Origin of the sequence: Dactylococcopsis salina PCC 8305, assembly GCF_000317615.1 — a bacterium.
Taxonomy (GTDB): domain Bacteria; phylum Cyanobacteriota; class Cyanobacteriia; order Cyanobacteriales; family Rubidibacteraceae; genus Halothece; species Halothece salina.
Genome location: NC_019780.1, coordinates 3,552,235 through 3,571,662 on the forward strand (window position 1 = coordinate 3,552,235; position 19,428 = coordinate 3,571,662).

The following is a 19,428-nucleotide window of genomic DNA, read 5'->3' on the forward strand; positions in this document are numbered from 1 at the left end:
CTCTGGGAAGCATTTTTTTGATACAAAACATAAAGGGCGAGGCAATTGGTGGCAATCCATTTTTTGCCTTCCCATCGAAAGAAGTTATTGCTTATCGAAGGAGAAACTGTGAATGTTCACTAACGTCAAGTCCACCATTCGCCACATTTCACCAGACTCGATCGGGGATCGGTCTCTTGTTAAGGTGGTCTATGTCGTGCTTGAGCCTCAATATCAGAGCGCTCTCTCAGCATCGGTTCGATCGATCAACGCCAATAATCCCAATGTTGCGATCGAGATTAGCGGTTACTTAATTGAAGAACTCCGTGATCCTGAGAATTACGAGGCATTTAAGCACGATGTAGCCGAAGCCAACCTGTTTATTGGTTCATTAATTTTCATTGAAGATTTAGCAGATAAAGTCGTAGAAGCGGTACAACCGCACCGCGACAATTTAGATGCGGCGATCGTCTTCCCTTCTATGCCCCAAGTGATGCGTCTCAACAAGTTGGGAAGTTTCTCCATGGCGCAATTAGGGCAAAGCAAAAGCGCGATCGCGCAATTTATGAGAAAACGCAAGGAGAAACAAGGCGCATCCTTCCAAGACGGGATGTTAAAACTCCTGCAAACCTTACCAAAAGTTTTAAAATACCTTCCTTTAGATAAAGCCCAAGATGCTCGTAACTTCATGTTATCGTTCCAGTATTGGCTAGGCGGTTCTCAGGACAACTTAGAGAACTTCTTGCTGATGCTGACGGATAAATATGTTTTACAACAAGAACACCAACAAGAAGTTAACTACGGTGAACCGGTTGTCTATCCTGATATGGGAATTTGGCATCCTCTCGCCCCAAAAATGTTTGAGGATGTTAAAGAATACCTCAGTTGGTATAACAATCGCAGTGATATCTCAGACGACTTGAAAGACCCCTTAAATCCCTGTATTGGTTTAGTTTTACAACGGACGCACTTAATCACAGGTGATGATGCCCACTATGTGGCTGTGGTTTCAGAATTAGAAGCCATGGGCGCGAGAGTGATTCCAATTTTTGCTGGTGGTTTAGACTTCTCCAAACCCGTAGATGAGTATTTCTGGGATACAGCAGCCCAAGGCGTAGAAGCGTTACCGATTGTGGATGCTGTGGTTTCTTTAACCGGATTTGCCTTAGTAGGCGGCCCCGCGCGTCAAGACCATCCGAAAGCCATTGAATCCCTCAAACGCATTAATCGCCCCTATATGGTAGCGTTACCCCTTGTTTTCCAGACAACAGAAGAATGGGAAGAAAGTGAGTTAGGATTGCATCCCGTACAGGTCGCACTACAGATTGCAATTCCAGAACTCGACGGTGGTATTGAACCGATCATCCTTTCAGGACGAGATGGCGCAACAGGTCGCGCGATCGCCCTCCAAGATCGAGTCGAAACCATTGCCCAACGGGCGATGAAATGGGCAAAATTGCGCCGTAAACCGAAACTCGATAAAAAAGTCGCCATTACCGTCTTTAGCTTCCCTCCCGATAAAGGAAACGTGGGAACTGCCGCTTATCTCGATGTGTTTGGCAGCATTTACCAGGTTTTACAGGGACTCCGTAACAACGGCTACGACGTGGGAGACTTACCCGAATCCTCAAAAGAACTGATGGAACTGGTGTTACACGACGCACAAGCGCAATATGCCAGCCCAGAATTAAATATCGCCTATCGGATGTCCGTTCCCGAATACGAACGACTCACCCCCTACTCCGAAAATCTCCACGAAAACTGGGGTCCCCCACCCGGAGAACTGAACAGCGACGGCGAAAACCTCCTCATCTACGGAAAACAATTCGGAAATGTCTTCATCGGCGTTCAACCCACCTTTGGTTACGAAGGTGATCCGATGCGTCTCCTCTTCTCTCGTTCTGCTTCTCCCCATCATGGTTTTGCTGCCTACTACACCTACTTAGAAAAAGTCTGGGGTGCCGATGCAGTGTTACATTTCGGAACACATGGTTCTCTGGAGTTTATGCCAGGCAAACAAATGGGAATGTCTGGAGATTGCTATCCCGACAGTCTCATTGGTAGCATTCCTAACCTGTACTACTACGCCGCCAATAATCCCAGTGAGGCGACCATTGCCAAACGTCGCAGCTACGCCGAAACCATTTCTTATCTCACCCCTCCTGCGGAAAATGCAGGGCTTTATAAAGGCTTACAGGAATTACAAGACTTGATTGGGTCTTATCAGAGTCTTAAAGATAACGGTCGCGCTGTGCAAATTGTGAATACAATCATGGATCAAGCGCGGATTGTGAATCTGGATAAAGATGTTCACATTCCCGACCAAGATGCGGGAGAAATGACCCCAGAAGAACGGGATACTCTCGTCGGTTTGCTTTATAAACAGTTAATGGAAATTTCCTCTCGTTTGCTTCCTTGTGGGTTGCACGTCATTGGACAGCCACCGACTGCAGAAGAAGCGATCGCAACGTTAGTGAATATTGCGTCACTCGATCGCGAAGAAGAGGACATCCAAGGTCTTCCCCGTAGCATCGCCGAAAGTCTCGGACGAGACATTGAGGAAATTTACCGCAATAATGACAAAGGGGTTTTAAGTGATGTGCAACTGTTACAAGACATCACCGCTGCCGTCCAAGACGCAGTCGCCGCCTTAGTTCACGCCCAAGCTGATGCCAACGGACGGGTTTCTCAAGTCTCCAAATTGAACTTCTTTAACATGGGGAAAAAAGAACCCTGGCTGAAAGCCCTCCATGACCTCGGTTATACGAAGGTCGATCGCGAAAAAATGAAACCCCTGTTTGAATATCTGGAGTTTTGCTTAGAACAAGTTATCGCTGATAACGAACTCGGTGGACTCTTACGCGGTTTAGAAGGAGAATATATCTTACCTGGACCCGGTGGCGATCCGATTCGGAATCCCAATGTTTTACCCACAGGAAAAAATATTCATGCCCTTGATCCGCAGTCCATTCCCACAGCTGCCGCCGTCAAATCAGCAAAAGTCGTGATCGATCGACTCTTAGATCGTCACCGCGCCGAAAATGGGGGACAACTTCCCGAAACGATCGCCTCTGTACTTTGGGGAACGGATAACATTAAGACTTATGGGGAATCTCTCGCACAAATCCTTTGCTTAATCGGTGTGAAGCCTGTTCCCGACTCTCTCGGACGCATCAACAAATTAGAATTGATGTCCTTAGAGGAACTGGGTCGTCCTCGCATTGATGTGGTTGTTAACTGTTCTGGGGTTTTCCGTGACCTGTTTATTAACCAAATGGCGCTGTTAGACCAAGGGGTGAAAATGGCAGCCGAAGCAGACGAACCCTTAGAGATGAATTTTGTTCGTAAACACGCCATGGAACAAGCAAAAGAAAACGGCATTAACCTCCGTCAAGCAGCGACGCGGATTTTCTCTAATGCGTCCGGTTCTTATGCGTCTAACGTTAACCTCGCCGTGGAAAACAGTTCTTGGGAAGACGAATCTGAGTTACGAGATATGTATCTCAATCGGAAGTCCTTTGCTTTCGATGCGGATAACCCAGGGATTATGAGTGAAAATCGGAAAATCTTTGAATCGGCATTAAAAACCGCCGATGTCACTTATCAAAACTTAGATTCTTCTGAAATCAGTCTCAGTGACGTTTCCCACTATTTTGACTCTGATCCCACTAAAGTTGTGAGTAGTCTTCGGGAAGATGGCAAACAACCCGCCGCTTACATTGCGGATACCACTACAGCAAACGCCCAAGTGCGGAGTTTATCGGAAACCGTGCGTCTTGATGCGCGGACGAAGATGTTAAACCCGAAATGGTATGAGGGAATGCTGAGTCACGGTTATGAAGGCGTGCGCGAGTTATCTAAGCGTTTAGTGAATACAATGGGCTGGAGTGCGACTGCTGGCGCTGTGGATAACTGGGTGTATGAAGACACCAACGATACCTTCATCAAAGACAAGGAAATGCAGGAACGTTTATTAAACCTGAATCCGAATTCCTTCCGTCGCATGGTGACAACCCTGTTGGAAGCCAACGGACGCGGTTACTGGGAAACCAGCGAAGAAAACCTCGATCGTCTGCGTGAATTGTATCAAGAAGCAGAAGACCGCATCGAAGGGATTGAATAAACTGGTGTAATTAATATCCCATAATGTAGAGACGTTCCATGGAACGTCTCTACATCGTTTGCGGGGAAACTTATGTGATTATGCCCAATCATGTTCATGGGATTGTGGTTATTGATCAACCCATTCCTGAACCTAAAAATAGAGATATTCCATCAAACGTCTCTGCAAGCCATATTTCACCAAAACCGAATTCTCTCAGCGTAATTATTCGTTCCTATAAATCATCAGTAACCCGTTGGTGTCGTCAAAACGGTTATAAAAACTTTCAATGGCAGTCTCGGTTTTATGAAAACATTATTCGACAGGATGATTCATTAGAACGGATTCAAAACTATATTTTTAATAATCCGAAAAAATGGCATCAAGATAGAAAGAATCTGCCAAGTCTTTTGATGTAAAAGGATTAGTTATTTTCGTTAAGTATAACAAAGAAAATATCAAAGCGATCGCCAGAACCTGATCGAACACGCTCAAGTCTTACCAATTTAATTAAATCCTCCCATAATCAGCAATTAGAGGGGACGACAAACACTTTTGAGAGTTTAACCAGACCCACATTTGATCCCCTAAAGAAAAATGCCACCATTCTTCAGGATGTTGGCAAAAGTTCGCACTGAACATAACTTCTTTTAACAATTCTCGTCGTTGATGATACCCTTGTTCCGAAGCGATCGTTGCGTTTTGATAAAAATTGGGATGCGATCGAGCAGAAATTTCATCAATCTCTCCACCTAAATCAAGCGTTTCTTGTTTTTCATTGACAAGAGTTAAATCGATCGCCGCGCCAGTGCTATGAGGGGGAGGAGTATCAGGATTATTGCTTGGTTGCGCCCAAAATTGCGCCACTTGTTGCTCGATTTCGCTTTTAGAAGCATTAACCCACCGTTTTCTCAAGATTTGAAACGTATAATCCACCATAAACTGTTGGACAGCGATCGGGCGATAAGCATCAAAAATCTTTAAACGCCAACCAGGCCGTCTCAATTCTAATTGTTTTTGCGATCGTTTTAACGCCTCTAAAACCCCCTCCCGTAACAGATAAGGAGAAACCTCCCCATAAGGAGCGCCAAGTTTTTGGTAAGGATGAGGAGTTTCAAACGCGAACATCTCAGTGGGAATGGGAACTAAACCTTCTCCACAATCTTGAATCGAAATCATTTGATAGGGTTTCATCTAGTTTTCGCGCTACTACTTTCTCTTCGATCGAATCGAGGTTAAATTTTAAATGATTTAAGCTCTCTTTAATCAACTTTTTTTTAGTCGTAGGTTGGGGTAGAGACGTTCCATGGAAGGTCTCCACGCGAAACCCAACATTCCTTAATCAGTAGTTGTAGTTGTAGGTTGGGTGAAGAGTAGCGAAACCCAACATTTCATCCCCCCAACCCCCCTTAAAAAGGGGGGCTTAGAAGAAACCCAACATTTCATCCCCCCAACCCCCCTTAAAAAGGGCAGGGCTGTTTCATTCTATTTTTTGCTTGTTCCAGATGTTAGGAATAACAGGGGTTTTACGGCTTTTTTCTTATGAATAAGTCAAAAAGTAAGAAAAAGCGTTCGATCGAACGTACCAGAAGGGGTTCAGGCGATCGCTTTCGATTTTAACACCGAGAATGAAACAGCCCTGCCTTAAAAAGGGGGGCTTAGAAGTCGGTGGGGTGGTGTCGCCAATAGACAATGGGATAAGATAAGGAAAAATTTTCCCTTGTGATCATGAGTGAACCGCAACTCCAACCCACCATCCAAGAACTTCTACGCAACCTCAATAATTTATCTTCCCTCAGAGAATTATTTGCCGAACTGAACTATGATCGCGCTAACCTTCCCCTTTCCACTCGCAACTGGAGTGAAACCACCGCTTCCCTCCTCGCAGCAGACCCACTGTTACTCGCCACTGCGGGAGAAGACTTCCACATCATCTATTGTCGCCTCAACTCAGACCAACTGCGACAAACTGAACAACGTCTTATCATCAATCAACTGCTGACAGAACAACCCTACGCCCTGTTTATTTTCTCTGACAGCCAACAAACCGCCTGGCATTTTGTTAACGTCAAATATGACCCCAAACAGGAGAAAAGAGAAGTTTTCCGTCGTTTGAGAGTCAGTCAAGGGGAACAACTGCGAACGGCGGTCGAACGCCTCAGCTTGCTAGATGTAGAAGATATTGGTTCCGAGTCTCCCTTAGCCATCCAAACTCGCCACGATGAAGCCTTTGATGTCGAACAAGTCACGCAAAAATTCTTTAAAGCCTATCGAGAAGTTTTTGAACAAGTAGAAACCCTCATTGAACCCACCTTAACAGATCAAGAACAGCGCCGCATCTTCACCCAAAAACTATTTAACCGTCTGATGTTCATCGCATTTATTCAGAAGAAAGGCTGGTTAACCTTTCAAGGAAACACCGACTATCTCAACACACTCTGGAAACACTATAACAACCCTAAAAAATCACCAACAGAAGCCCCCAGCATTGGGGGTTTGGGGGCAAAGCCAACAGAAGCCCCCAGCATTGGGGGTTTGGGGGCAAAGCCAACAGAAGCCCCCAGCATTGGGGGTTTGGGGGCAAAGCCAACAGAAGCCCCCAGCATTGGGGGTTTGGGGGCAAAACCAACAGAAGCCCCCAGCATTGGGGGTTTGGGGGCAAAACCAACAGAAGCCCCCAGCATTGGGGGTTTGGGGGCAAAAAGTAACTTTTATCAAGATCATCTCAAACCCTTGTTCTTTTATGGACTCAATAACCCGCAACAAAACGACATTACAGGAATTAATAACGGCGGATATTGGGGAGACATTATTGGAACAGTTCCCTATCTCAACGGAGGATTATTTGAACAAGATGAAACCGACAAAAACGAAAAAATTATTGTTCCCGATGAAGCCATTGAGAAGATTTTAGAAGACTTATTTTCGCGGTTTAACTTCACCGTTACCGAAAGCACTCCCCTTGATGTAGAAGTCGCCGTTGACCCCGAAATGTTGGGAAAAGTCTTTGAGGAATTAGTAACTGGTCGCCATGAATCTGGGAGTTATTATACACCGAAACCGATCGTTTCCTTTATGTGTCGGGAAGCGTTAAAAGGCTATCTCAACAGTCAATTAGAAAATGAATCGGAAACCGTTATTGCAGAATTTGTGGATGAACGCCACCCCGAAAACTTACGTGATCCTGAAGCCGTTTTAGCCGCCCTAAAACGAGTGAAAGTGTGTGATCCTGCTTGTGGAAGTGGCGCTTATTTATTGGGAATGTTACAGGAACTATTGGAGTTAAGAAATTGTCTGTTTAATGTGCGAAAAGTTGATCCGAAAACCACTTATCAACGGAAATTAGAGATTATCGAGAATAATGTTTATGGCGTAGATATTGATCAATTTGCCGTCAATATTGCACGATTAAGATTATGGTTATCTCTGGCGGTGGAATATGAAGGAGATGATCCGCCACCGTTACCGAATCTCAAATTTAAAATTGAAACGGGAGACAGTTTACTTGCGCCAAACCCTCAAGGAAGCGCGGCGTTTCGAGATGAATTAATTAAACAATATCAAAAGGCAAAAGCGAAGTATTTACGGGCGCATAAAGGGGGAGAAAAGCAGGAATTAGAAGCAGAAATTAATCAATGTCGAGAACAAATTTCATTATTAACACATGGTCATGGTGTAGAGACGTTCCATACTTCGACAAACTCAGTAACAGGAACGTCTCCTTCTGGGTTTGATTGGGCGGTTGAATTTGCAGAAGTTATCGCCGAGGGAGGGTTTGATATTCAAGTCGCCAACCCTCCTTATGTGCGTCAAGAATTGATTAAGGAAATTAAACCAAATTTGAGAAAAGTTTTTCCTGAAGTTTATACAGGAACATCTGATTTATATTGTTTCTTTTATGCGCGAAGTTTGCAATTGTTACGAAAAGGGGGAATGTTGGCGTTTATCTCTTCTAATAAATGGTTTCGGGCGAACTATGGAGAGAAATTAAGGGAACATATAGCAGAAACTTGTCAAGTTTCGAGTATTACTGATTTTGGGGATTTACCTGTTTTTGAAAATGCTGCTGTTTTGGTAATGATTTTTATTGCACAAAAGGAAGAAACAAAAGAACAATCAACCACTTTTACTAAAGTTCAATGTTTGGAGTCTCCTTATCCTGATGTTTCAGAAATTATCAAACAAAGTGGTGAACTATTACCCAGCAGTGCAATTAACAGATCAAATTGGTTGTTGACAGATGCTAAAACAGCTAAACAAATTAAAAAGATGCAAGAAGTAGGAACACCTTTAGGAGACTATATTCAAGGTAAAATTTATCGAGGTATTCTAACAGGTTGCAATAAGGCTTTTTTTATTGATGGAGAAAAGCGAGAAGAATTAATTTCTAAAGATTCAAAAAGTGCTGAGATTATCAAACCGCTTGCTATTGGTGATGATATTCGTAAATGGCATATTCGAGATAAAAATAGATGGCTAATTGTAAGTAAAGTTGGCATAAAAATAGAAGATTATTCTGCGATTTATGAACACTTATATCAATGGAAACACAATTTAGAAAAACGTAGTGACAAAGGAAAATATTGGTGGGAATTACGAGCTTGTAGTTACTACGATTTATTTGAAAAGCCTAAAATTATATATCCAGATATGGCGAAATCATCAAGGTTCGCTTTTGATACAAAAGGGCATTTTACGAATAATACCACTTTTATCATCCCTGAATGTGATTTATACCTTTTATCAGTGCTTAATACTTCTATAGTTTACAAATTTTTCGCTGTAATCAGTCAAGAAATTATGGGAAATAGTTTACGATTCTTCCGCCAATATGTTGAACAAATCCCGATTCCCCCAGCAACAGAAGAACAAAAAAGCGCGATTAGTAAATTAGCCCAAAAGTGTATTGATGCGAAAGGAGTCAACTGTGAGAAATGGGAACAAGAAATTGATGAAATTGTCGCTGGTTTATATGGCTTGTAAACTGGTTACTGGTCACTGATCACTGATCACTGTGAGAAATGGGAACAAGAAATTGATGAAATTGTCGCTGGTTTATATGGCTTGTAAACTGGTTACTGGTCACTGATCACTGGTCGCTGGTCACTGGTCACCTACAAGGTGCAGCCAAAAGACTTGAAAGCAACCTTGGACTTTAGATAGGAATAGTTTAAAATAGGGGTAACAAAACCTGCCAAGCCTCTGATTCAAGCTCAAAACGGCAGGTTACTTAATTTTATTGATATCGTGGTGTGAATGCGCTTCAATAAACCTCCAAAGACCATTGATGAGCAAATTCAGCTATTGCAGTCACGAGGAATGCAAATTGATGATCTAGAACAAGCGCGACACTATTTGAGTCACATCAATTACTATCGTCTAGCTGGGTATTGGATACCATTTGAGAGCAACCATCAAACTCATCAGTTCAAGAGTGGTACTAATTTTGACCAAGTTATCAATTTATATGATTTTGACCGAGAGTTAAGACTGCTGGTTTTAGATGCTATTGAACGCATTGAAGTCTCTTTTCGGACACAATTTGCTTATTTTATGGCTCATAATCATGGTACTCATAGTTATTTAGAGGCAAGTCTAGCTCGTGAATACAAATATTGGAATAATAATTTAGAAAGCCTAAAAAGAGAAATTTCTCAATCAGACGAATTATTTATTCAACATTATCAAAATAAATATACCACTCCTAGCTTACCCCCCATTTGGTCGGTGTGCGAAATCATGTCTTTTGGTTTGCTGTCACGGTGGTTTAAGAATCTACGTCCGATGACAACTCGCAAAGCAATTTCAGCTAAATATCAGATAGATAATAAAGTTTTGGAAAGTATTATGCACCACTTGACCAGTGTACGAAATATATGTGCTCACCACAGTCGGTTGTGGAACCGCAAATTTACGATTACTTTAAAACTTCCCAAGAAACCCAAAAGATTAGTCAATAATTTTAATTCATCACAACCTCGTCGTCTTTATAATACTCTGGTGATATTAGCTTGGTTTTTGGGTATAGTAAGTCCCGCATCCTCTTGGGAAAAAAGACTTATTACTTTACTGGATTCATCTCCGAATAATTTGAGCAAAATGGGGTTTCCTTCTAATTATAAAAAATATCCTATTTGGACAGTGTAATTTTAAAGAAGCAATATCTTGATTATTTTTGTTCATAAACTAACTGGTGTATTTTGAGAATTTCTTGGCGACGATAGGGATTATTTAATTCTTTTTTTTGCACAATATCAACAGGACGATTAAATCTTTTTTGTAATTCGTCTTGTAAATCCATTAAATCAAATAAACTCCAACCAGGTTTCTCTTGAAAAACCACTAAAACATCAACATCACTATCTTCATTAAAATCGTCCCGTAAAACTGAACCAAATAAAGCCATTTCTTCAATTTTCCACCGTTGACAAACATCTTCAATGTCGCTGTAAGAAACATTCAGCCTCTGAGTTAAAATTAATTGTAGGTCTGTTGTTAATGAAGTCATAATCACACCCTTATCTCTAATATTCCATGATGTCGTTGTAAACTGGTAACTGATAACTGATAACTGGTTACTGAAGATGACAACTTATTTTCCCAATCAAAATCAAACAGAATCTCTACAGATTCAGTTTACACTATCTGTTTATAATATCCCTGAGTCAGTACAGAAAAAAGCAACTGCTAAAGCCAAAGAAGCATACATTATGACATTACTAGAAGCGGGAGAGATTAGTAGCGGGAAAGCAGCCACTTTATTAGGGATTCCCCGTGTTAAAGTCATTCAAAGAATGGGGGAATGGGGAATTTCTTTATTTGATGATTCCTTAGAATTGGAAGATTTAAAGCAAGAAATAGAACAAGCTAACCTCATTTTAGATCAGGATTCTCAATGATTTTTGTTTCTGACACAACACCAATCAGTGAATTAGTCAAAGTGGGCTATTTGCTAATTGATGAAAAAGCAGCCCGACGAGTTGCTAAAACACGACAGTTACCGATCATTGGGACAGTTGGAATTTTGGTTTTAGCGAAAAAAAGGGGATTAATTGAAAATGTCCAAACCATTCTAGATAAAATGATAGAAAACGGAACAAGAATTGGAAGACGTTTGTATTTGCAAGCCCTTATCTTAGCAGAAGAGGATATGTAATTAGCAGGTAAGAATGGTTTTGATGCGAAACGATATCAGGAAAAAGAAGTTATGGACGCGATAAGGAGAGTACAAGAATATGACTAATCCTCAAGAAGAAATCGAAAAAGGTGCAAAAATTCTACAACAGCATGACCAATGGCTGGCGCAAAACCTAGACCAACTTATTGAAACGTATCCTGGGAAAATTGTTGCCGTTTTAGATGGGAAAATTGTTGCCGTTGGAGACACTTATAAAGAAGTTTATGCCCCATTTCAGAATCAAAATCGGGATTGGATGCCTTTAGCCGTTCGTGTTCCCTATCCCGACGAAATCCAAGAATTACTCATTTAAACTGAATGATGAATAACGATATCGTTGATAACCGCCAAGAAAAACTCGTTGACCAAATTAATCGCATTCTCTCCACATCTGAGTCCGCTCATTTTGCGGTGGGATATTTCTTCCTCTCAGGATTTACCGCGATCGCGCCACGTCTCACTAATATTAAACAACTTCGTCTCCTCATTGGCAATACCACCAACCAAGAAACCTTAGATCAACTCGCAGAAGGCTATAAACGCTTAGAATTAGTTCAAGATACCCTAGAGGAACAAAACTACATTAAACGCAGTTTTCGCCAACACATCGCTACAGAAACCGCCGAAAATCTGCGTTCTACGGTGGAGTTGATGGATCAGACGGATGACAGGGAAACTCTCGTTAAAAACCTGATTCAAATGATCGAAGAGGGACGACTCGACGTTCGCATCTATACTAAAGGACGACTCCACGCCAAAGCCTATATCTTTGATTATGGCAAAGTTTATGACCAAAACGGAAACCCCCTCGAACGCAATGAAAACGGAATCGCGATCGCAGGATCATCTAATCTCAGTCTCTCTGGAATCTCTAACAATACTGAACTGAACGTTATAGTTCACGGGAATAACAATCATAGCGCCCTCACCGATTGGTTTAACGAACTGTGGGAGGAAGCGGAAGACTTCAACGCTAACTTAATGGCGGAAATGCAGCAATCATGGGCGATCGCGCCAACGTCTCCCTATGATATTTATATGAAAACGTTGTATATGTTAGTCCGAGACAGACTGGAGGAAGAAAGTTCTGTCACCCTTCTCTCTGAGGATGAGATTAGCAAACAACTCGCAGACTTTCAAAAAGTCGCCGTCAATCAAGCGGTTAAAATTATCAATGAATACGGCGGGTGTTTTGTTTCCGATGTAGTAGGATTAGGAAAAAGTTTCATTGGGACGGCGATCGTTAAACGCTTTGAACAAATTCAACGCACTCGTCCCCTCATTATTTGTCCGCGTCCACTGATGGAAATGTGGGAACGCTATAACGAAGTTTATCATCTCAACGCCCGTGTTTTATCAATGGGAAAACTTACCGAAAGTGAAGACGATGGCGCAAGATGGTTATTAGAGGATTTTCGGTTTAAAGATCGAGATTTTGTTCTCATTGATGAAAGTCATCATCTCCGCAATTTGGGAACACAACGTTATCGTGTTATGGAAACGTTTCTCGCGTCTGGGAAACAATGCTGTTTTTTAACCGCAACTCCTCGCAATAAAACCGCTTGGGATATTTACAACCAGATTAAACTCTTTCATCAAGATGATCAAACCGACATTCCTGTTGATCCGCCTCATCTTCAACAGTATTTTCAATTACTGGAAAAGGGCGATCGAAAACTGCCTAACCTTCTGTCTCATATCCTCATTCGTCGCACTCGCAACCATATTTTACGCTGGTATGGGTATGACGCAGCAACTCACACCCGAGTTGATTCACAAAACTTTCAGCCCTACCTACAAGGAAAACGACGCGCTTATATCCAAGTGGGAGGAAAACATCGCTTTTTCCCGAAACGAGAACTAGAGACGATCGAGTACAGCATCGAGAACACTTATCAGGGATTATATCAGCAAATTCGAGGTTATTTAGGGAAATCTCGCAAGCGTCAGAAGAAAACTCCTGTCAAAGACGAACTTTGTTACGCGCGGTATGGTTTGGGGAATTATGTGGTGAAATCGAAACAGAAACAAGACCCTTATCTCAGTTTACAAAGTGCGGGGGCTAACTTACGGGGATTGATGCGAGTTTTATTGTTTAAGCGATTTGAGTCCAGTGTTTATGCGTTTCAGAAAACGATCGAACGGTTGTTAAAAACCTATGAATATTTCGATCGCGCTTTAAATGATGGCTTTGTTCCCGCAGGAGAAGACGCACAATCTATTTTACATGGAGAAGCCAATATTGGAGAAGAAACAGACATTCTCCAAGGGTTAAAACAGGTGTCTGATAAATACAGAATAGAAGATTTCGATCGCGATCGATTACATGAACATATTCAACATGATCTTACGTTACTTCACCAGATTTTAGAGTTAGTTAAACCCATTACTCCAGATAAAGACACCAAACTACAAACACTGATTTCAAAACTCAATCAATCTCCTTTTCGAGAGGGGAAATGTCTGATTTTTACGCAATACGCAGATACCGCTCAATATCTCTATGATAATCTGAATCTAGACAATAACAGCGCGATCGAAGTAATCTACAGTAATGATAAAAATAAAGCGCGAATTGTGGGAAGATTTGCGCCAAAAGCCAATCCTGAACAAAAATGGAATCAGAAAGAAGGAGAAATTAAAACCTTAATCGCTACCGATGTTTTAGCAGAAGGCTTAAACTTACAAGATGGGAATATTATTATTAATTATGATTTACACTGGAATCCTGTTAAACTGATTCAACGGTTTGGACGCATCGATCGCATCGGAAGCGAAAATGATGTGATTTATGGGTATAACTTCCTCCCCGAAACAGGATTAGAAAAGAATCTAAAACTACGAGAAAAACTGAAACATCGCATCCAAGAAATTCACGATACCATTGGCGAAGATGCCGCAATTCTCGATCGCGCTGAACAACTCAACGAAGAAGCAATGTATGCGATTTATGAACAAGAAAGTGAACAGTTGAGTTTATTTGAAGCCACAGAAGACAGTCTTGATCTTAATGAAGCAGAAGAGATTTTACGGCGATTGAAAAAAGAGAATCCCGAAGAATTTACGCGGATTGCTAATTTACCTCATGGACTTCGATCGAGCAAGTTTTCTTTAAACAAAGGAACATACATTTTCTGTGAAGCAACCAATCCCAACCGTCCAGAATTAAAAGGATATCAGCAACTTTTTTTACTTGATGAACAAGGAGAAATTATTTCTAGAGACGTTCCCCAGATTTTAGGGAAAATTTATACGCACCCACAGGAAAAAAGTTTATCGCTTCCGAAAAACTATAACGCGATCGTTATGGGGATTAAACAACAATTTGAACAAGAACTTCAACATCGTAACGCAGAAAAAGATCATCGTCATCAACTTACACAAGGACAACGCTACATTAGTAAAGAACTCAGAGCTTATTATAAAACTATTTCTGACCCTGATCTCCAACGCAGCCTTGATATTTTAGAACAGACTTTTCGCCAACCGATAACAAATGTTTTACGACGAGAATTAAATCAAATCAAACGAGAAGGTTTAACTGATATTGCCTTATTAAACAGATTAAAACAACTTTATCATCAACACAATCTGGGAGAAGAGATGACTCCTAAAAAGTTAAGAAAACCCGAAACTTCGATCGCTACAATTATTTGTAGTGAAGCCTTCGTTTAATCAAAAGTAGGTTAGGAGATGGGGGAGACAAGGGAGATGGGGGAGATGGGGGAGATGGGGGAGATGGGGGAGATGGGGGAGATGGGGGAGATGGGGGAGATGGGGGAGATGGGGGAGATGGGGGAGATGGGGGAGATGGGGGAGATGGGGGAGATGGGGGAGATGGGGGAGATGGGGGAGATGGGGGAGATGGGGGAGATGTCAGGACAAAAATGTAGGTTGGGTGGAGGTAACGTAACCCAACACTATCCCAGTCGGTTGGGTGGAGGTAACGTAACCCAACACCATCCCAGTCGGTTGGGTGGAGGTGACGTAACCCAACACCATCCCAGCTGGTTGGGTGGAGGTAACGTAACCCAACACCATCCCAGCTGGTTGGGTGGAGGTAACGTAACCCAACACCATCCCAGTCGGTTGGGTGGAGGTAACGTAACCCAACACTATCAAGGGGGGGGAATAATACCAAGTTTAGGTATAGCTTGCTGAAGAAAACTGAAAGTCTTACCAAATAAGGATTTGAGGCGATTCAGTTCAGATAAAAATGCAAGTTCATTGATTGTTCAATCGTCACACACCTTGCATCAAAACCTTGAACTCCTACCGATCAATCAACCCTAAGGCAACTTGCCTCTTGCCTCTTGCCTCTTGCCTTTTGCCTCTTGCCTCTTGCCTCTTGCCTTTTGCCTCTTGCCTCTTGCCTCTTGCCTCTTGCCTTTTGCCTCTTGCCTCTTGCCTTTTGCCTCTTGCCTCTTGCCTCTTGCCTCTTGCCTCTTGCCTTTTGCCTCTTGCCTTTTGCCTCTTGCCTTTTGCCTCTTGCCTCTTGCCTTACTTAACCAACCAATGGACTTTTTCAGCAACCCCTAGGTAATTCCTTATAATTGGTGTTGGGTTTCGCTTCGCTACACCCAACCTACGGTTTATCTACGGTACTCTAAAAATATGGTATGCAAGTCGAGTTTAAGTTGAATAAAGCATCATATCAACTCGGAAAAGCAAAATTTTTTTTCAGGGGTTGCGCTCGATCGAGTTTCGTGATAGAGTGTTATTACATAATGGGAAGTTTTGCCAATTTTAGAAAACGCCCCGAAAAGCGAGGAAAATCGCTCTCCATATCCCCCCTACCCGTATTGACAAGCCTCGATCGAGCATAAGAATTTAAAAGATAATTTAACAGTAACCATAAGGAAAAGTAATGGTTGAAATTGAGAAGATATGGTATGCAAACAGAGTTTTAGGTTGAATAAAACATCATCTGATCGCGCCAACCTCCCTTAAGAAAATGATCCCCCCTAGCTAGGGGGGATCGCTATGGAACAGACTTTAAGAAATGAGACAACACTAGGCGATCGTTGCCATTTTCACCTCATTTTCATTGAGCATCTTCTGTAACTCTTCTGCGTCAACAGTTTCCCGATCAATTAACGCTTGTGCCAACTGATCCAGAATGTGACGGTTGGACACTAAAACATCTTTACAGCGACGATAGGCTTGTTCGACTAAATTCCGAACTTCCTCATCAATCGCCGATGCGGTTTCATCAGAGAAATCGCGATCGGAAGCAATATCCCGACCCATGAACACATTACCATTTTGACGACCTAACGCCACCGGACCGAGGCGATCGCTCATTCCCAAACTCGTTACCATTTGACGAGCGACTCGCGCCACTTGCTGTAAGTCATTGGATGCGCCAGTGGTTACTTCATTATCACCGAAGATAATCTCTTCTGCAATGCGACCGCCTAACGCCACCGCCATTTGATTTTGCAGATAAGAACGAGAATAGAGTCCCGAATCTAAACGCTCTTCACTGGGAGTAAACCAAGTTAACCCACCAGCAGCACCACGAGGAATAATGCTAATTTTCTGCACTGGGTCATAATCTGGCATTAACGCCCCAACTAAGGCGTGACCCGCCTCATGGTAGGCAACTAACGCCTTCCGTTTTTCGCTCATCACGCGGTCTTTCTTCTCTGGACCGGCGAGAACGCGATCGATCGCATCATTCACCTCATCCATAGAAATTTCTGTCAAACTGCGACGGGCGGCTAAAATTGCAGCTTCATTGAGTAAGTTTTCCAAGTCTGCGCCAGTAAAGCCAGGGGTCCGACGAGCAATCTTCTCTAAATCCACATCTTTCGCTAGGGTTTTACCACGAGCGTGGACTTGCATAATTTCCAAACGTCCTGCATAATCAGGGCGATCGACCACAATTTGCCGATCAAAGCGACCTGGACGCATCAGAGCTTGGTCTAACACATCAGGACGGTTTGTCGCCGCAATAATAATGATTCCCGTGTTACTTTCAAACCCATCCATTTCTGTGAGTAACTGGTTAAGGGTTTGTTCCCGTTCATCATTACCGCCGCCTAAACCAGCGCCGCGTTGACGACCAACGGCATCAATTTCATCAATAAAGATAATACAAGGAGCATTAGACTTCGCCTGTTCAAATAAATCACGAACACGGGAAGCACCAACCCCGACAAACATTTCTACAAACTCTGAACCAGAGATCGAGAAGAAAGGAACACCCGCTTCTCCAGCAACCGCACGAGCTAAAAGGGTTTTACCCGTTCCAGGCGGGCCCACTAACAATGCACCTTTCGGGATTTTTGCCCCTAAATCCGTGAATCGATCGGCATTTTTGAGGAAATCTACTAATTCCGTCAATTCTAATTTCGCCTGTTCAATTCCAGCCACATCATTAAACGTGACATTGGTTTGAGGTTCCATTTGCACTTTTGCTTTAGACTTACCAAAGTTCATCGCTTGAGAACCTGGACCCCCTTGAGCGCGACGGAGCAGGAAGAACAATCCAACTAACAAGAGAATGGGGAAGAAAAGGCTACTGAGAGCGCGGAATAAGAAGCCATCATCATTCTCAGGTTGAACTGAAATATCGACATTGTTTTCCGTGAGGATGTCGATCAGTTGCGGATCATTCGGTAAAGATACCTGAACTTGTTGTCCGTCTTGCGCCGTTGCGATCACTTTGGATCGATCGCTGTTGAGTCTGACACTTTCCACGTTGCCATTTTCAACGCGATTGACAAATTCGCTATAACGCCAGGTGACTTGTGTTTCTGGTTCTTGGTCTAAAAACGCAGTCGCTAGAGCAATCACTACAATTGCTAACAGTGCGTATAGCCCTGCGTTGCGCCATTTTTTATTGTTATTATTGTTATTCACGCTTAACCTCTATGTCTTCAGACTGTATGGAGTGAGACTATATTTCCTTATTTCCTTATTATGGATGGGGAATAGGAACACTTCCTTATTTTTTCCTTGCATATTAATTTATGTTAACGTTTCTGAGAAGCTATTGACAGGGGTTGACAAATTATCCGTAGCATGGGCGTAATCGCCCATTGATGTACTTATGAATTGCCAAACCTATTTCTTCCGATTACTGGCGCGTCGAGAATACAGCGCCGAAGAATTAAAAAAGAAGGGCTTAGAAAAAGGCTGGAAAGCAACCGAAATCAATGAAACCCTCGAATATTTACAGGAAATTAATGCTCAATCTGATTTACGAGTCGTAGAAGGAATGATTTTAGGCTATCTGGGGAAGTACGGAAAACCGAAAATTAGGCAAAAATGCCGAGAGAAGGGGATTGATAACGAGTTATTTGAAGAGACTTGGGAAAAACTGTCAGATCAGACAGAAACCGAGGATTTATCAGCATTGAAAGCGAAAGTGATGCGAAAATACAATCTTACTCAATTTAGTGATCTTGATCCAAAAACCAAGCGCAGAGTCGGTAATTTTCTCCAGTATCGAGGGTTTAATCCCTTTCAAGTCTTAAAACAATGGGAAAATTAAAAATAGGCTGAGATCGCGTTTGCAACCAAAGCAAGGGCGATCGTAACAATTGCGCCACCAATCCATCGTAACCAACCCAAAACCAGTTTAATTTCACTCAGATCAGATTTCATTTCACTGACATCAGTTTTGAGAGTATCAACATCCGCTTTTAGGGTACTCATGTCAGTTTTTAAGGTACTAACATCAGTTTTGAGAGTCTCGACATCAGTTTTTAAGGTACTAACATCGGTTTTGAGAGTCTCGACATCAGTTTTTAAGGTACTAACATCGGTTTTGAGAGTCTCGACATCAGTTTTTAAGGTACTAACATCAGTTTTGAGAGTCTCGACATCAGTTTTTAAGGTACTAACATCAGTTTTGAGAGTCTCGACATCAGTTTTTAAGGTACTAACATCAGTTTTGAGAGTCTCGACATCAGTTTTTAAGGTACTAACATCAGTTTTGAGAGTCTCGACATCAGTTTTTAAGGTACTAACATCAGTTTTGATTTCTTCCGTATTTGATTCTACACGACCCGTGCGCTGATCGAGTCGATCGAACTGCTCTTCCAGCTTCCCCAATTGTCGCGCATTGAAGACTAATTGCTCAATTAACTTTTCAATCAGAGCGGTATTACTTGTGGTTTCCGCCGCCATTTTCCCGTTCCCCCTTAACGTAGTTTGATCC

At 42.3% G+C, this 19,428-nt stretch carries 15 protein-coding genes; 10 read left to right on the forward strand and 5 right to left on the reverse strand.

The genetic code is table 11. The annotated features are described in order from the left end of the window. The first annotated feature begins 112 nt into the window (after positions 1 to 112). Positions 113 to 4,102 (forward strand): magnesium chelatase subunit H, encoded by a 3,990-nt coding sequence (locus tag DACSA_RS16935; protein ID WP_015230916.1) that lies wholly within the window; start codon positions 113 to 115, stop codon positions 4,100 to 4,102. 38 nt (positions 4,103 to 4,140) lie between these two features. Further along, positions 4,141 to 4,500, forward strand: coding sequence for a transposase (locus DACSA_RS16940; protein ID WP_051017349.1), 360 nt, complete (start codon positions 4,141 to 4,143; stop codon positions 4,498 to 4,500). 91 nt (positions 4,501 to 4,591) lie between these two features. Here the strand turns inward: DACSA_RS16940 and DACSA_RS16945 are convergent, their stop codons facing one another. After that, positions 4,592 to 5,275 (reverse strand): M15 family metallopeptidase, encoded by a 684-nt coding sequence (locus DACSA_RS16945; RefSeq protein WP_015230917.1) that lies wholly within the window; start codon positions 5,273 to 5,275, stop codon positions 4,592 to 4,594. Positions 5,276 to 5,809: 534 nt separating this feature from the next. On the opposite strand from DACSA_RS16945, the gene DACSA_RS16950 reads away from it, so the two are divergent. Together DACSA_RS16950 and DACSA_RS16955 are read left to right on the forward strand one after the other, a co-directional pair. Further along, complete coding sequence (locus DACSA_RS16950; protein ID WP_015230918.1) at positions 5,810 to 9,064, forward strand: Eco57I restriction-modification methylase domain-containing protein; 3,255 nt, start codon at positions 5,810 to 5,812, stop codon at positions 9,062 to 9,064. Positions 9,065 to 9,337: 273 nt separating this feature from the next. After that, entirely contained in the window at positions 9,338 to 10,228 is an 891-nt protein-coding gene (locus tag DACSA_RS16955) for an Abi family protein (protein WP_015230919.1), read from the forward strand. Positions 10,229 to 10,250: 22 nt separating this feature from the next. On the opposite strand, the gene DACSA_RS16960 is transcribed toward DACSA_RS16955, so the two are convergent. After that, a complete protein-coding gene (locus DACSA_RS16960) occupies positions 10,251 to 10,589 on the reverse strand; it encodes a nucleotidyltransferase family protein (protein WP_015230920.1) in 339 nt (112 codons plus the stop codon). 76 nt (positions 10,590 to 10,665) lie between these two features. Here DACSA_RS16960 and DACSA_RS16965 point away from each other — a divergent pair, with 76 nt between their 5' ends. The 5 genes from DACSA_RS16965 to DACSA_RS22335 all read left to right on the forward strand — a co-directional run bounded on the left by DACSA_RS16965 (position 10,666) and on the right by DACSA_RS22335 (position 15,419). Beyond that, positions 10,666 to 10,980, forward strand: a complete 315-nt coding sequence (locus tag DACSA_RS16965) for a UPF0175 family protein (protein WP_015230921.1) — start codon at positions 10,666 to 10,668, stop codon at positions 10,978 to 10,980. Then, positions 10,977 to 11,237 (forward strand): DUF3368 domain-containing protein, encoded by a 261-nt coding sequence (locus DACSA_RS16970; protein WP_015230922.1) that lies wholly within the window; start codon positions 10,977 to 10,979, stop codon positions 11,235 to 11,237. The genes DACSA_RS16965 and DACSA_RS16970 overlap by 4 nt, the downstream gene beginning before the upstream one ends. 79 nt (positions 11,238 to 11,316) lie before the next feature. Next, positions 11,317 to 11,571 (forward strand): DUF5678 domain-containing protein, encoded by a 255-nt coding sequence (locus DACSA_RS16975; protein ID WP_041235561.1) that lies wholly within the window; start codon positions 11,317 to 11,319, stop codon positions 11,569 to 11,571. Between the two features lie 5 nt (positions 11,572 to 11,576). Further along, entirely contained in the window at positions 11,577 to 14,933 is a 3,357-nt protein-coding gene (locus DACSA_RS16980; protein WP_015230923.1) for a helicase-related protein, read from the forward strand. An 18-nt stretch (positions 14,934 to 14,951) separates the two neighbouring features. After that, positions 14,952 to 15,419 carry a hypothetical protein gene (locus DACSA_RS22335; protein ID WP_041235562.1) on the forward strand — a complete coding sequence of 156 codons (468 nt, stop codon included), beginning with the start codon at positions 14,952 to 14,954 and terminating at the stop codon, positions 15,417 to 15,419. Positions 15,420 to 15,547: 128 nt separating this feature from the next. Here DACSA_RS22335 and DACSA_RS21070 read toward each other — a convergent pair whose 3' ends face one another. Next, positions 15,548 to 15,790: a hypothetical protein gene (locus DACSA_RS21070; protein WP_051017350.1), complete on the reverse strand. Its 243-nt coding sequence runs from the start codon at positions 15,788 to 15,790 to the stop codon at positions 15,548 to 15,550. A 481-nt stretch (positions 15,791 to 16,271) separates the two neighbouring features. After that, positions 16,272 to 18,125: an ATP-dependent zinc metalloprotease FtsH3 gene (gene ftsH3 / locus DACSA_RS16995; RefSeq protein WP_015230925.1), complete on the reverse strand. Its 1,854-nt coding sequence runs from the start codon at positions 18,123 to 18,125 to the stop codon at positions 16,272 to 16,274. A 190-nt stretch (positions 18,126 to 18,315) separates the two neighbouring features. On the opposite strand from ftsH3, the gene DACSA_RS17000 reads away from it, so the two are divergent. Next, a complete protein-coding gene (locus DACSA_RS17000) occupies positions 18,316 to 18,759 on the forward strand; it encodes a regulatory protein RecX (RefSeq protein WP_015230926.1) in 444 nt (147 codons plus the stop codon). Here DACSA_RS17000 and DACSA_RS17005 read toward each other — a convergent pair. Beyond that, positions 18,756 to 19,397, reverse strand: coding sequence for a hypothetical protein (locus tag DACSA_RS17005; protein ID WP_015230927.1), 642 nt, complete (start codon positions 19,395 to 19,397; stop codon positions 18,756 to 18,758). The two genes, DACSA_RS17000 and DACSA_RS17005, sit on opposite strands and share 4 nt — an antisense overlap. Between the last annotated feature and the right edge of the window lie 31 nt (positions 19,398 to 19,428).

Bases quoted from the DNA above. Each gene is read 5' to 3' on its own strand.
- DACSA_RS16935 (WP_015230916.1), top strand. From the start codon at position 113: ATGTTCACTAACGTCAAGTCCACCATTCGCCACATTTCACCAGACTCG.
- DACSA_RS16940 (WP_051017349.1), top strand. From the start codon at position 4,141: ATGGAACGTCTCTACATCGTTTGCGGGGAAACTTATGTGATTATGCCC.
- DACSA_RS16945 (WP_015230917.1), bottom strand. From the start codon at position 5,275: ATGAAACCCTATCAAATGATTTCGATTCAAGATTGTGGAGAAGGTTTA.
- DACSA_RS16950 (WP_015230918.1), top strand. From the start codon at position 5,810: ATGAGTGAACCGCAACTCCAACCCACCATCCAAGAACTTCTACGCAAC.
- DACSA_RS16955 (WP_015230919.1), top strand. From the start codon at position 9,338: ATGCGCTTCAATAAACCTCCAAAGACCATTGATGAGCAAATTCAGCTA.
- DACSA_RS16960 (WP_015230920.1), bottom strand. From the start codon at position 10,589: ATGACTTCATTAACAACAGACCTACAATTAATTTTAACTCAGAGGCTG.
- DACSA_RS16965 (WP_015230921.1), top strand. From the start codon at position 10,666: ATGACAACTTATTTTCCCAATCAAAATCAAACAGAATCTCTACAGATT.
- DACSA_RS16970 (WP_015230922.1), top strand. From the start codon at position 10,977: ATGATTTTTGTTTCTGACACAACACCAATCAGTGAATTAGTCAAAGTG.
- DACSA_RS16975 (WP_041235561.1), top strand. From the start codon at position 11,317: ATGACTAATCCTCAAGAAGAAATCGAAAAAGGTGCAAAAATTCTACAA.
- DACSA_RS16980 (WP_015230923.1), top strand. From the start codon at position 11,577: ATGATGAATAACGATATCGTTGATAACCGCCAAGAAAAACTCGTTGAC.
- DACSA_RS22335 (WP_041235562.1), top strand. From the start codon at position 14,952: ATGGGGGAGACAAGGGAGATGGGGGAGATGGGGGAGATGGGGGAGATG.
- DACSA_RS17000 (WP_015230926.1), top strand. From the start codon at position 18,316: ATGAATTGCCAAACCTATTTCTTCCGATTACTGGCGCGTCGAGAATAC.
- DACSA_RS17005 (WP_015230927.1), bottom strand. From the start codon at position 19,397: ATGGCGGCGGAAACCACAAGTAATACCGCTCTGATTGAAAAGTTAATT.